Consider the following 12,648-nt stretch of genomic DNA (forward strand, 5'->3'; position numbering starts at 1 on the left):
AATCGTTTGCGTATATTTTTTCTTAGGGGCTATCTCAATGGCGAAAAAGAGTTTACACTGTCAGTCATTAAGTTGAATTGATTGTTACCTTATTGAATTGCTGAGGCAGGAGAAGCGAATGTTAAAGCGTGAAATGAATATTGCAGATTACGACCCACAACTGTGGGAAGCAATGGAAAAAGAAGTACAACGTCAAGAAGAACACATTGAATTAATTGCTTCTGAAAACTACACCAGCCCACGAGTTATGCAAGCTCAAGGCTCTCAGCTGACCAATAAATATGCGGAAGGTTACCCAACTAAACGTTATTACGGTGGTTGTGAATTTGTTGACGTTGTTGAGCAATTAGCTATCGACCGTGCGAAAGAGTTATTTGGTGCTGATTACGCAAACGTACAGCCACACTCAGGTTCACAAGCTAACGCGGCTGTCTATATGGCACTTCTGCAACCAGGCGACACTGTATTAGGTATGAACCTTGCGCACGGTGGTCACTTAACTCATGGTTCCCCAGTCAACTTCTCCGGTAAGCTGTATAACATCGTTCCTTATGGTATCGATGAAAGCGGTAAAATTGATTACGACGATATCGCTGCACAAGCGAAAAAACACCAACCAAAAATGATCATCGGCGGTTTCTCCGCGTATTCCGGTGTGGTTGATTGGGCAAAAATGCGTGAAATCGCTGATAGCATCGGTGCTTATCTGTTCGTTGATATGGCTCACGTTGCGGGTCTGGTGGCTGCGGGGGGGTATCCTAACCCAGTTCCACATGCGCATGTCGTCACGACGACAACACACAAAACTTTAGCAGGTCCACGCGGTGGTTTGATCCTGGCTAAAGGTGGTGATGAAGATCTGTATAAACGTCTGAACTCTGCGGTATTCCCAGGTTCACAAGGTGGTCCTCTGATGCACGTTATCGCGGGTAAAGCAGTAGCACTGAAAGAAGCGATGGAACCTGCGTTTAAAACTTACCAACAGCAAGTCGCTAAAAATGCGAAAGCCATGGTGGAAGTTTTCCAACAGCGCGGCTTTAAAGTCGTTTCTGGCGGTACTGAAAACCACCTGTTCTTAGTTGACTTAGTTGACAAAGACATCACGGGTAAAGACGCGGATGCTGCATTGGGTCGCGCCAATATCACTGTGAATAAAAACAGCGTACCTAACGATCCGAAGAGCCCATTTGTAACTTCTGGTGTTCGTATTGGCTCTCCTGCAATTACACGTCGTGGCTTCAATGAAGCAGATGCTCGCGAGCTAGCTGGCTGGATGTGTGATATTCTGGACAACCTCAATGACGAAGCGACCATTGAAGCCGTTAAACAGAAAGTATTAGCTATCTGTAAAAAATACCCAGTTTACGCATAATTTAAACTGATTAGTTATCTAAACCCGCTTCTACATCGTGTAAAAGCGGGTTTTTTGCATTGAAAAAAGGGAGGAGTGATGGTTATCCCATCAACGCGCTGGTTAGCGATTGATTATTTTACCTACTTTTTTGCCTACAGTATTTTCCTACCATTTTGGTCGGTATGGCTGCAAGGTGAGGGTATTGATGCCGAAATGATCGGGTTATTGCTTGGCATAGGGCTCGCGGCGCGTTTTTTAGGTGCAATGTTTATTACTCCTCAAGTCAAAGAACCGTCGAAATTGATTAATGGTTTGCGATTGCTGGCTGCACTTTCCCTCATTTTTTCAATTGGATTTTCATTCGGCTCTCACTGGGCTTGGTTAATGTTTGTCATGATAGGGTTTAACCTCTTTTTTGCACCGATGGTGCCATTGGGGGACTCATTAGCGGGAACATGGCAGAAGCAATTCACATTTGACTACGGCAAAATTCGTGTTTGGGGCTCCATCGCCTTTATTATTGGTTCGTCTTCTATGGGCTATTTTGCGGGAGTATGGGGACATACTTCAATTATGGTCGCACTTGTGATTAGTTGTGCTGCACTATTATTTGGAGCGATGTTAAAACCTGCCATTATGCCAGCAGGGGTAGCTAAAACAGAAGGCACTAATAAGGTCTCATTTAAACAACTGATTGTAGATAAAAACGTCCTGATGTTTCTCATCTGTGTGACATTATTACAAGGCGCTCATGCCGCATATTATGGTTTTGCTTCTTTGTTTTGGAAAGAAGCCGGCTATTCAGATTTGGTGATTGGAAATTTATGGTCACTGGGTGTGGTGGCGGAAGTTATTGTATTTATGTTGAGTCACCGTTTATTCCGCCGCTGGAGCGCTCGAAATTTATTATTATTATCGGCAGTTTGTGGAATTATTCGGTGGGGAATGATGGGGGCATTTACTGCGCTACCTGTATTGATCATCGTGCAAGTTTTACATAGCGGCACGTTTACGGTATGTCACTTAGCGGCGATGCGCTTTATCAGTGCACGTAAAGAGAATGAAATCATTCCGTTGCAAGGTGCATACTCGGCATTAGCAACAGGAGGCGGGCTTGCGGTGATTACCATCATGGTCGGTTATATATATGAACGCATGCCTGATCAACATGGTGTTGTATTTTACTTGATGGCGCTGTTGGCTGTACCTGCATTATTTATTCGCCCAAAAGTGAGTGTTCAAGCGTAACAAACAACATTATGAAAGATAAAAAGGCGCTGAGGTTTATAACCTAGCGCCTTTTTTATCTGTCTTGAATTCTGCGGGAATTAGCGTTTTAACGCTTCAGATAATTCATCTTTCATTGCAGCTAAAATATCGCGAACAACACGTGGGCTACCTGCAACTAAGTTGCCTGATGCTAAATAGTTATGACCACCAACGAAGTCAGTCATGATCCCACCTGCTTCACGCATGATAAGCTCGCCACTTAAGAAATCCCATGGTTTTAAGCCGATTTCAAAGTAAGCATCAACACGACCCGCCGCCACGTAGCATAAATCCAGAGCCGCAGAACCTGTGCGACGGAAATCAGCGCACTGTTCAAACATTTTGCCCATGATATTCATGTAGATAGGTGCATGTTGTTTGTGTTTGAATGGGAAGCCAGTTGCAACAACTGCGCCTTCAAGATCACGTTTCTCAGCCATACGTAAACGGTAGCCGTTCATTTGAGCGCCTTGACCGCGTACAGCAGTAAATAATTCGTTACGCATTGGGTCATAGACAGCAGCAACTTCTGTACGACCTTTAACGCGTACAGCGATAGAAACTGAGAAGTGAGGGAGACGTTTTGTGAAATTGGTGGTGCCATCCAGTGGATCGATTACCCATTGAATATCATCATCTTTACCTAATAATTCACCACTTTCTTCAGTGATGATTGTGTGGTCTGGGTAAGATTTACGAATAATATCAACGATGATTTGTTCAGCGTCTCGGTCAACGTTAGTGACGAAATCGTTAGAACCCTTTTGGGTTACAGTCACATTCTGAGGGTCTTCATAGTTTTTAGCTATGTAATTACCAGCCTTACGTGCAGCACGTATGGCGATGTTAAGCATCGGATGCATGGGTATTTTCCACTGGGATGTTAAAGAACGAAAAACAAGAGACGCAAAGTATATAGATGTTCGTCACAATAAGCAATTTTGTGTTAGACTCTTGCGATTAATTTTTCATGATAATGTATAAACCATGCTAGAAAATATCCGTATCGTTCTTGTTGAAACCTCACACACTGGCAATATGGGCTCAACGGCCCGCGCAATGAAAACAATGGGGCTTTCAAACCTTTATTTAGTCAACCCACTTGTTGAACCTGATTCTCACTCTATCGCATTATCGGCGGGAGCGAGTGATGTTATCGGTAATGCCAAAGTCGTGAAATCTCTCGATGAGGCGCTGGAAGGGTGCAAACTGGTTATTGGCACCAGTGCACGTTCTCGTACGCTTTCTTGGCCAATGGTTGAGCCTCGTGAATGTGGCGTAAAATCGGTTGAACAAGCTAAAGATGCACCCGTTGCCATTGTTTTTGGTCGTGAAAGAGTCGGCTTAACTAACGAAGAATTGCAAAGATGTAATTATCATCTTTATATTCCGACTAACCCTGAATATGGTTCGTTGAACTTGGCGATGGCGGTACAGTTGGTCAGCTACGAAATCCGCATGGCGTATTTGGCAATTGCTGAAAAAAATACGCAAACATCAGTGGATGATGAGGTAGAATACCCACCTGCTGAAGATTTAGAGCGTTTTTACGTTCATCTTGAAAGCGTATTGAATGAATCCGGCTTTATTCGCAAGGCGCACCCAGGGTTAATTATGAATAAACTACGACGTTTATTTACCCGTGCCCATGTAGAAACTCAAGAGTTGCATATTCTTCGTGGCATTTTGACTTCAATGGAAAAATGGGCGAAAAAATGAGGTTAATGCTGTGGTAAAGTAAGCAAGAATACTTGAGTAAATTAGTCAGGTAAATAGTTGACCAAATTACTCAGGTATGTCACAATTATTGCATATTTTACCACGGAGTATTTATGTTATGAGACTCACTTCTAAAGGGCGTTACGCAGTAACTGCGATGTTAGATGTCGCGTTACATTCTCAGACAGGTCCAGTACCTTTAGCTGACATTTCTGAACGTCAGGGAATTTCCCTCTCTTATCTTGAGCAACTCTTCTCTCGTTTACGTAAAAACGATTTAGTTTCTAGTGTGCGCGGTCCTGGTGGTGGTTATCTGCTTGGGCGTGACGCAGACCAAATTTTTGTTGCTGAAGTAATTGCTGCGGTTGATGAATCCGTTGATGCGACTCGTTGTCAGGGTAATAAAGAAGGTTGTCAAAATGGTGACCGTTGCTTAACTCACGCATTATGGCGTGACCTAAGTGACAGAATTACAAGTTTCCTCAGTAGCATTAGTCTTGATGAATTAGTTAAAAATCAAGAGGTTATGGATGTTGCTGACAGGCAAGATAATGAAAAGCGTAAAACGATGCTAAACGGCATTACGCCAGAATCCATTATCAATATTCGTGCCTAATAGTTCGTATCTAACATAAAGATAGATTATAAATTGCAGTCGATCACCAAATAGTGAAAAAGCCCAGTTATAGCGGTTTCCACTCTTGGGGTCATTAAAAAATTAAAGGCAAAGTTGTCTTGTCCTTTGGAGTATGTGAGCAATGAAATTACCGATTTATCTAGATTATTCAGCTACAACGCCAGTTGACCCACGCGTTGCTGAAAAAATGATGCAATGTTTAACAATGGATGGGAATTTTGGTAACCCAGCATCTCGTTCACACCGTTTCGGCTGGCAAGCTGAGGAAGCGGTAGATATTGCACGTAATCAAATCGCTGAATTAGTGAATGCGGATCCGCGTGAAATCGTTTTCACATCAGGTGCAACAGAATCTGATAACTTAGCTATCAAAGGTGCAGCCCAATTTTATCAGAAGAAAGGCAAGCACATCATCACATGTAAAACAGAGCACAAAGCTGTTCTGGATACATGCCGCCAATTAGAGCGCGAAGGTTTTGAAGTGACTTACTTAGCACCTCAAAGCAACGGCTTAATCGACCTGAAAGAGTTAGAAGCGGCAATGCGTGAAGATACTATTTTAGTGTCAATCATGCATGTGAATAACGAAATTGGTATTGTTCAGGATATTGCTGCAATTGGCGAATTATGTCGCAGCCGCGGTATCGTATTCCATGTGGATGCGACGCAAAGTGTAGGTAAATTACCTATCGATTTGTCAGCATTAAAAGTTGACTTAATGTCATTCTCTGCTCACAAACTATACGGACCAATGGGTATCGGCGCGCTGTATGTTCGTCGTAAACCGCGTATCCGTTTAGAAGCGCAGCAACACGGCGGTGGTCATGAACGTGGTATGCGTTCAGGAACATTACCTGTTCACCAAATCGTGGGTATGGGCGAAGCGTATCGCATCGCTAAAGAAGAAATGGCTCAAGAATCTGAACGTCTGCGTGGTTTACGCTTACGTTTATGGAACGGTATCAAAGATATCGAAGAAGTTTACCTGAACGGTGACTTAGAAAATGGTGCGCCGCACATTCTTAACGTCAGCTTCAACTATGTTGAAGGTGAATCATTAATGATGTCGTTGAAAGACCTAGCAGTTTCCTCTGGTTCCGCTTGTACATCTGCAAGTTTAGAACCTTCTTATGTGCTGCGTGCTTTAGGTATGAATGACGAACTGGCTCATAGCTCAATTCGCTTCTCTTTAGGTCGCTTTACCACAGAAGAAGAAATTGACTATGCAATCAAACAGATTCATGGTGCAATCGGCCATTTACGCGAGCTGTCTCCTTTATGGGATATGTTTAAAGCAGGCGTGGATCTTAACAGCATCGAATGGTCTCACCATTAATCAGACAGTTTTAGGAGTTTAAGAATGGCTTACAGCGAAAAAGTTATCGATCATTATGAAAATCCACGTAACGTTGGTTCATTTGATAACAATGACCCAAGCGTGGGTAGCGGTATGGTGGGTGCACCTGCTTGTGGTGACGTCATGAAATTGCAAATTAAAGTCAATGATGATGGCATTATCGAAGATGCACGCTTTAAAACTTATGGTTGCGGTTCTGCGATTGCATCAAGTTCACTGGTTACAGAGTGGATGAAAGGCAAAAGTTTAGACGAAGCCGAGTCAATCAAAAATACAGCAATCGCTGAAGAGTTAGAATTACCACCAGTGAAAATTCACTGTTCAATTCTGGCTGAAGATGCAATTAAAGCTGCTATTGCTGATTATAAAAGCAAACGCCAAAGCAAATAATAGATAAATATCAGTAAGTAAGAGCTATTTCTTAGATTATATTAACAACAAAATATATAGCTCAGTTACTGATAAATAAGCTCAAATTAATTAAAGATGTATTTATTATGCAACTTTAAATATAATGAGTTGTACCGATGATTTGAAGGCGGATGCTAATAATTTCTAGCATCTGCCTTGTTTGTTTCTAAAGTGAGGTTTGCAATGTCGATTTCTCTTACAGAAAGTGCAGCGCAACGAATTCAATCGTTCTTGAAAAATCGTGGTAAAGGCGAAGGTTTGCGCTTAGGTGTAAGAACTTCAGGTTGCTCAGGAATGGCATACGTGCTTGAATTTGCTGACGTAATTAATGAAGAAGACACCGTTTTTGAAGATAAGGGTGTTAAGGTCATCGTCGATGGCAAAAGCATGGTTTATTTAGACGGCACTGAGCTGGATTTTGTGAAAGAAGGCTTAAATGAAGGGTTTAAATTTAATAACCCTAACGTTAACAGTGAATGCGGATGCGGTGAAAGTTTTCACGTATAATGTCTTTAAATGAGCATGACTTTGACCAATGTAACTAATGCAGCGCTAATAACCACATGATTTTTAGCAAAACTTAGCTACATTGGTACCCGGTTCGAGAAACTGAGCACTTATGGATTACTTTACTCTCTTTGGGTTAACCCCTAAATATGCGATTGATAGTGAGCAACTCACACATCGCTTTCAAGAATTACAGCGACAATATCACCCCGATCGCTTTGCTACCTGTTCAGAACAGGAAAAAATGCAGGCACTTCAGCATGCTGCAACTATCAATGCGGCATATCAATCGCTTCGTCATCCGCTAAAACGTGCGGAATATATGCTGTTATTGCAAGGTTATGACATTAATAACGAACAACATACCTTACATGATACCGCATTTTTGATGGAGCAACTCGAATTACGCGAAGAGTTAGATAACATCGAAAACAGTGCTCAACCTCTTGAGCAGCTGTCTGTTTTTATGAAAAACGTCAAACAAATGCAACAGACTCGTAGCGCTTTGATGGTCTCTGAACTCGACTCTATGCAGTGGGAAAAAGCCGCTGATACCGTCCGAAAATTGCGTTTTCTCGATAAGTTACAGCAACAAGCTGAGCAACTCGAAGAACGGTTACTAGACGACTTTTAAGAGAAAACGATTATGTCTTTATTACAAATAAGTGAACCGGGAATGACCGCTGCACCGCACCAACGTAAATTGGCGGCGGGCATCGATCTTGGTACAACACATTCATTGATTGCGACGGTTCGTAGTGGTGAAGCTGCGGTGTTACCCGATGAACACGGTCGTTATCTGCTACCTTCAATCGTGAACTATCAAACGGATAATCGTATTGTCGGCTGGGAAGCAAAACAACTTTCTGAGCAAGACCCAGTGAACACTGTCATTTCTGTAAAACGAATGATGGGGCGCTCATTGGTTGATATTCAAGCTCGTTATCCAAATTTACCTTATCAGCTGACAGCTAGCGAAAATGGTTTGCCTTTTATCCAAACGGCTGCCGGGCAAGTCGATCCAATTCAAGTTTCTGCTGATATTTTAAAAACGCTCGCAAAGCGAGCAGAGCAAACGCTTGGCGGAGAAATGGATGGTGTCGTGATCACTGTTCCAGCTTATTTTGATGATGCGCAGCGCCAAGGGACGAAAGATGCTGCTCGTTTAGCGGGATTACATGTTCTACGTTTATTAAACGAACCCACAGCAGCTGCGATAGCTTATGGTTTGGACTCAGGCCAAGAAGGAGTTATCGCGGTTTATGATTTAGGTGGCGGTACGTTTGACGTTTCGATTTTACGCCTGAGCCGAGGTGTCTTTGAAGTATTGGCAACAGGTGGTGATACGGCGTTAGGTGGCGATGATTTCGACCACGTATTGGCGCAGTGGATTGCACAGCAAGCGGGACTTTCCATTCAGGGTGACCACCATTTAACGCGCCAATTATTAAACATTGCTACCGAAACAAAAATCGCATTAAGTGACGCAGATTCCGCGACAGTTACGCTGCCAACTTGGCAAGGTACAGTTAGCCGTGAAACGTTTGAGTCACTGATTGAAACCCACATCAAACGTACACTGATGGCGTGCCGTCGTGCCTTAAAAGATGCCGGCGTAGAAAATGACGATGTCTTAAATGTGGTCATGGTTGGTGGTTCGACTCGCGTACCATTAGTTCGTGAAAAAGTGGGCGAGTTTTTTGGTCGCACACCATTAACCTCTATCGATCCAGATAAAGTTGTGGCAATTGGGGCGGCAATTCAAGCTGATATTTTAGTGGGTAATAAACCTGATAGCGAAATGCTGCTATTAGATGTCATCCCACTTTCATTAGGTTTGGAAACGATGGGCGGCTTAGTGGAAAAAGTGATCCCACGAAATACCACGATCCCTGTGGCTCGCGCGCAAGAATTTACAACCTTTAAAGATGGGCAAACCGCGATGAGCGTTCACGTAGTACAAGGTGAACGTGAAATGGTGGCAGACTGCCGGTCATTAGCCCGTTTTACTCTGCGAGATATTCCGCCAATGGCAGCGGGTGGGGCTCATATTCGTGTCACATTCCAAGTTGATGCAGATGGCTTACTCAGCGTGAGTGCGATGGAGAAATCCACGGGTGTAGCAGCATCGATTCAAGTTAAACCCTCTTACGGTTTAACTGATACTGAAATTTCAACCATGATTAAAGATTCAATGACTAACGCGCAAGAGGATTTGAATGCGCGCCGCTTAGCGGAGCAAAAAGTTGAAGCAGCAAGAGTGCTTGAAAGTTTAACGACTGCATTAGAGCAAGATACACATTTACTGACTCCAACCGAAGAGTTAGAAATTGATAATGCAGTCAATGAGTTAATCCAAGCAGTAGAAGGCACAGACCCTACTGTTATTGAAAATGCAATTAAACAACTGGATAAGAAATCCCAAGAATTTGCCGCTCGCCGAATGGATGCTTCTATTCGTCAGGCGTTGTCTGGCCATTCTGTGGATGAGATATAATTATGCCTAAAATCGTTTTTTTACCTCATAGTACGTTATGTCCGGAAGGTGCTGTCGTTGAAGCACAAGAGGGCGAATCTATTTTAGACGTAGCACTGCGCAATGGAATTGAAATTGACCACGCCTGCGAAAAGTCCTGTGCATGTACAACTTGTCACTGCATCGTGCGTGAAGGATTCGACTCACTTGAAGAGAGCAGTGAACTCGAAGATGACATGCTAGACAAAGCTTGGGGTCTAGAGCCGGAAAGCCGTTTAAGCTGCCAAGCATTAGTGGCGGATGAAGATCTGGTTGTCGATATTCCGAAGTATACGATTAACCATGCTAGAGAATGAGTTAGCTATGAGCCTAAAATGGACAAACAGTCGTGAAATCGGTGAAGCGCTCTATGATGCTTATCCGGATACAGACCCAAAAACCGTGCGTTTTACCGACATGCATCAATGGATCTGCGATTTAGAAGATTTTGAGGATGACCCTCAGAAATCTAACGAAAAAATCCTTGAAGCCATTTTGTTAGTCTGGCTGGATGAATACGAATAAGATAGTTGGATAAAGCCGGATAGCAATGAATAATTGCATCCGGTTTTTTTTCATCTGTGATATGACCTATTAGAAAATAAAATGGTCCAAAAGAGCCTATTAATCTGATAGGTACTAAACTCAATATTATGACCATTTTTAGGGTATAGTTGGTGAATTAGCAAAGATTTATAGCAGAAAGTGATAAGCTAAATTTAATGGTCTGCTAAATTCAAGACCCGCAATAATTAACTTAGTGGATAAAGTGAGAAAAATAATGACCAAACAAATTATGCCAGTCATGATTACATGTGAACCAGCAGCGCCATGCTGGGGTGAAGGCGCTCTATTAAGTTCAAACGATAAAGGCATGACTATCCATCTTAAGCACCCAGGCAAACTGTGTGCAGTACAAAGTGCTGGTCGCAAATTAGATAGCCAAGGTATTCGCAATGTGTCATTAACTGGCGAAGGCTGGGACTTAGAAAAAAGTTGGGCATTTTGGCAGGGTTTTCGTGCACCAAAAGGGGCGAGAACCATCGAATGGCCAGCACTGCAAGAAGCGGATCGCAAAGAATTAGAACAGCGTATTAATACGATTGATTGGGTTCGTGACATCATCAATGCGCCTGCTGAAGAATTAGGACCGGAGCAGCTCGCTCAACGTTCAATCGACCTAATGTGCAAAGTGGGCGCTCAAGATATTAGCTACCGCATTGTCAAAGGTGATGATCTATTAGAACAAGGTTACACGGGTATTCATACCGTGGGGCGTGGATCTAGCCGTCCCCCTGTATTGCTGGCGTTGGACTACAACCCAGGCAAAGACGAAAAAGCGCCAGTGTTTGCTTGTTTAGTGGGTAAAGGGATTACTTTCGATTCAGGAGGCTATAGTATTAAGCCTTCTTCTTCAATGAACTCGATGAAAGCGGATATGGGTGGTGCGGCAACATTGGTTGGCTCGTTAGCGCTTGCGATTACTCGTGGTTTAAACAAACGTGTGAAATTATACCTGTGTATTGCTGATAACATGGTGAGTGGTAATGCCTTCAAGTTAGGGGATATTATCCGTTATCGTAATGGTAAATCTGTTGAAATCATGAATACAGATGCGGAAGGTCGCTTAGTTCTGGCAGATGGCTTGATTGATGCAAGCAACGATAAACCAACCTTACTGATTGATGCAGCAACCTTAACTGGGGCTGCGAAAACAGCCGTGGGTAATGACTACCACTCCGTACTGAGCTTCGATGACAAACTCGTGGCAGAATTAATGTCCGCCTCAGATGAAGAGTTCGAATTATTCTGGCGCTTACCATTAGCGGAATTCCACCGTCAACAATTACCTTCTGGTTTTGCTGATCTGAATAACATCGCTGCACCATCTCATACGGCGGGTGCAAGTACAGCGGCCGCCTTCCTGTCTCACTTTGTTGAAAACTACCGTCAAAACTGGGTACATATCGATTGTTCAGCAACTTACCGTAAATCACCAGTGAGTTTATGGGCAGAAGGGGCAACCGGTATTGGTGTGAGAACATTAGCCAACTTACTTCTCAAAAAATCAAAATAATTCGCGTTATAATGAAATCGCAGTGGTGCAGTCAATGCAGCCTGCGATTTTTTCTTTAACATGAATGGTTTTTGAATTTAGACGATATTATTTTTGGTTGTAGAGGATATTGAATGACGCAACAATCCCAAAACCTAACAACAGACTCGCAATCCGATGTTCAGTTTACTGAACTCACGGTGCCGGAAGGTTCTTCATTAAAATTAAGCGTTCTCGAACAAGAACCTGAAGAATTGACAGCGGCGCTCAGTGAGTTTTTTAAACAACATAAAGTCGTACGACGCGCGTTTATTGTTTCGGTTCAAGAAGTGGAAGATGAACAATTTGATGATATTTTGATGATAGCGTTGGAATTTGTCCCGGGCGCAGAAAATATCGATGAAATTATTCAAGAAGCTGGCGCAACCGCGTGCGAATATATCGATGAGGATGAATCCATTGATTTTTGCATCGTTAACGAAGACGAAAAAGGGTTAAGCCACATTATTACCCAGCACGTTGCGCCATTTTATCAACGCCGTCTAGGCAGCTTCTTACGCGACAGCATCCCCATCAAAAATACCTAATTTCCTCCTCTAAAATAAAGATGCGGCTTTTACCGCGTCTTTATTTTTTCATGTCATTTTTTCCGTTTTGTCTGATAGGTGTTGGTGTTACATTCTGTTAAATTATGCATTCAATTAATGCGCATGCTTATTATTGCGGATTACACACTAAGCTCAATCATCGCAACGTATTTAAGTTCAAGAGCTGCTCTTGAGCTTCATTAACATAATAAATTAACTTAATAAGGGATGGGGCG

Annotated in this window: 14 protein-coding genes; 13 read left to right on the forward strand and 1 reads right to left on the reverse strand. The window is 42.8% G+C overall.

The genetic code is table 11. The annotated features are described in order from the left end of the window. Positions 1 to 118 precede the first annotated feature (118 nt). Both glyA and PSF16_RS01415 read left to right on the forward strand, forming a co-directional pair. Positions 119 to 1,372, forward strand: coding sequence for a serine hydroxymethyltransferase (glyA, locus tag PSF16_RS01410; protein WP_272688653.1), 1,254 nt, complete (start codon positions 119 to 121; stop codon positions 1,370 to 1,372). Between the two features lie 78 nt (positions 1,373 to 1,450). Continuing rightward, positions 1,451 to 2,602, forward strand: coding sequence for a 3-phenylpropionate MFS transporter (locus tag PSF16_RS01415; protein ID WP_272688654.1), 1,152 nt, complete (start codon positions 1,451 to 1,453; stop codon positions 2,600 to 2,602). An 80-nt stretch (positions 2,603 to 2,682) separates the two neighbouring features. Here the strand turns inward: PSF16_RS01415 and suhB are convergent, their stop codons facing one another. Further along, on the reverse strand, positions 2,683 to 3,486 hold the full coding sequence (gene suhB, locus PSF16_RS01420; protein WP_272688655.1) for an inositol-1-monophosphatase: 804 nt from the start codon (positions 3,484 to 3,486) through the stop codon (positions 2,683 to 2,685). Between the two features lie 124 nt (positions 3,487 to 3,610). Between suhB and trmJ the strand changes: the two genes are divergently transcribed. The 11 genes from trmJ (at position 3,611) to PSF16_RS01475 (ending at position 12,412) form a co-directional block, all read left to right on the forward strand. Further along, a complete protein-coding gene (gene trmJ / locus PSF16_RS01425) occupies positions 3,611 to 4,342 on the forward strand; it encodes a tRNA (cytosine(32)/uridine(32)-2'-O)-methyltransferase TrmJ (protein ID WP_006658646.1) in 732 nt (243 codons plus the stop codon). Between the two features lie 118 nt (positions 4,343 to 4,460). Further along, the gene (gene iscR, locus PSF16_RS01430; RefSeq protein ID WP_006658645.1) at positions 4,461 to 4,958 is read left to right on the forward strand and encodes a Fe-S cluster assembly transcriptional regulator IscR; all 498 of its coding nucleotides are present in this window, start codon (positions 4,461 to 4,463) and stop codon (positions 4,956 to 4,958) included. A 142-nt stretch (positions 4,959 to 5,100) separates the two neighbouring features. Further along, positions 5,101 to 6,315, forward strand: a complete 1,215-nt coding sequence (locus PSF16_RS01435; protein WP_006658644.1) for an IscS subfamily cysteine desulfurase — start codon at positions 5,101 to 5,103, stop codon at positions 6,313 to 6,315. A 24-nt stretch (positions 6,316 to 6,339) separates the two neighbouring features. Beyond that, positions 6,340 to 6,726: a Fe-S cluster assembly scaffold IscU gene (iscU, locus tag PSF16_RS01440; protein WP_006658643.1), complete on the forward strand. Its 387-nt coding sequence runs from the start codon at positions 6,340 to 6,342 to the stop codon at positions 6,724 to 6,726. 204 nt (positions 6,727 to 6,930) lie between these two features. Next, positions 6,931 to 7,254, forward strand: a complete 324-nt coding sequence (gene iscA, locus PSF16_RS01445; RefSeq protein WP_006658642.1) for an iron-sulfur cluster assembly protein IscA — start codon at positions 6,931 to 6,933, stop codon at positions 7,252 to 7,254. A gap of 112 nt (positions 7,255 to 7,366) precedes the next feature. Further along, entirely contained in the window at positions 7,367 to 7,888 is a 522-nt protein-coding gene (gene hscB / locus PSF16_RS01450) for a co-chaperone HscB (RefSeq protein WP_006658641.1), read from the forward strand. A gap of 12 nt (positions 7,889 to 7,900) precedes the next feature. After that, on the forward strand, positions 7,901 to 9,751 hold the full coding sequence (hscA, locus tag PSF16_RS01455) for a Fe-S protein assembly chaperone HscA (RefSeq protein WP_272688656.1): 1,851 nt from the start codon (positions 7,901 to 7,903) through the stop codon (positions 9,749 to 9,751). Between the two features lie 2 nt (positions 9,752 to 9,753). After that, the gene (gene fdx / locus PSF16_RS01460; RefSeq protein ID WP_006658639.1) at positions 9,754 to 10,086 is read left to right on the forward strand and encodes an ISC system 2Fe-2S type ferredoxin; all 333 of its coding nucleotides are present in this window, start codon (positions 9,754 to 9,756) and stop codon (positions 10,084 to 10,086) included. Positions 10,087 to 10,093: 7 nt separating this feature from the next. Continuing rightward, positions 10,094 to 10,294, forward strand: a complete 201-nt coding sequence (gene iscX, locus PSF16_RS01465; RefSeq protein WP_006661301.1) for a Fe-S cluster assembly protein IscX — start codon at positions 10,094 to 10,096, stop codon at positions 10,292 to 10,294. 256 nt (positions 10,295 to 10,550) lie between these two features. After that, positions 10,551 to 11,846, forward strand: a complete 1,296-nt coding sequence (gene pepB / locus PSF16_RS01470) for an aminopeptidase PepB (RefSeq protein WP_036963906.1) — start codon at positions 10,551 to 10,553, stop codon at positions 11,844 to 11,846. A 113-nt stretch (positions 11,847 to 11,959) separates the two neighbouring features. After that, a complete protein-coding gene (locus PSF16_RS01475; RefSeq protein WP_154628963.1) occupies positions 11,960 to 12,412 on the forward strand; it encodes an enhanced serine sensitivity protein SseB C-terminal domain-containing protein in 453 nt (150 codons plus the stop codon). Positions 12,413 to 12,648: the final 236 nt, after the last annotated feature.

It is taken from the genome of Providencia sp. PROV033, assembly GCF_028484855.1.
Lineage (GTDB): Bacteria > Pseudomonadota > Gammaproteobacteria > Enterobacterales > Enterobacteriaceae > Providencia > Providencia alcalifaciens.

What these genes read in the sequence shown, in the direction of transcription:
- glyA (WP_272688653.1), top strand. Translation starts at nt 119, where the DNA reads ATGTTAAAGCGTGAAATGAATATTGCAGATTACGACCCACAACTGTGG.
- PSF16_RS01415 (WP_272688654.1), top strand. Translation starts at nt 1,451, where the DNA reads ATGGTTATCCCATCAACGCGCTGGTTAGCGATTGATTATTTTACCTAC.
- suhB (WP_272688655.1), bottom strand. Translation starts at nt 3,486, where the DNA reads ATGCATCCGATGCTTAACATCGCCATACGTGCTGCACGTAAGGCTGGT.
- trmJ (WP_006658646.1), top strand. Translation starts at nt 3,611, where the DNA reads ATGCTAGAAAATATCCGTATCGTTCTTGTTGAAACCTCACACACTGGC.
- iscR (WP_006658645.1), top strand. Translation starts at nt 4,461, where the DNA reads ATGAGACTCACTTCTAAAGGGCGTTACGCAGTAACTGCGATGTTAGAT.
- PSF16_RS01435 (WP_006658644.1), top strand. Translation starts at nt 5,101, where the DNA reads ATGAAATTACCGATTTATCTAGATTATTCAGCTACAACGCCAGTTGAC.
- iscU (WP_006658643.1), top strand. Translation starts at nt 6,340, where the DNA reads ATGGCTTACAGCGAAAAAGTTATCGATCATTATGAAAATCCACGTAAC.
- iscA (WP_006658642.1), top strand. Translation starts at nt 6,931, where the DNA reads ATGTCGATTTCTCTTACAGAAAGTGCAGCGCAACGAATTCAATCGTTC.
- hscB (WP_006658641.1), top strand. Translation starts at nt 7,367, where the DNA reads ATGGATTACTTTACTCTCTTTGGGTTAACCCCTAAATATGCGATTGAT.
- hscA (WP_272688656.1), top strand. Translation starts at nt 7,901, where the DNA reads ATGTCTTTATTACAAATAAGTGAACCGGGAATGACCGCTGCACCGCAC.
- fdx (WP_006658639.1), top strand. Translation starts at nt 9,754, where the DNA reads ATGCCTAAAATCGTTTTTTTACCTCATAGTACGTTATGTCCGGAAGGT.
- iscX (WP_006661301.1), top strand. Translation starts at nt 10,094, where the DNA reads ATGAGCCTAAAATGGACAAACAGTCGTGAAATCGGTGAAGCGCTCTAT.
- pepB (WP_036963906.1), top strand. Translation starts at nt 10,551, where the DNA reads ATGACCAAACAAATTATGCCAGTCATGATTACATGTGAACCAGCAGCG.
- PSF16_RS01475 (WP_154628963.1), top strand. Translation starts at nt 11,960, where the DNA reads ATGACGCAACAATCCCAAAACCTAACAACAGACTCGCAATCCGATGTT.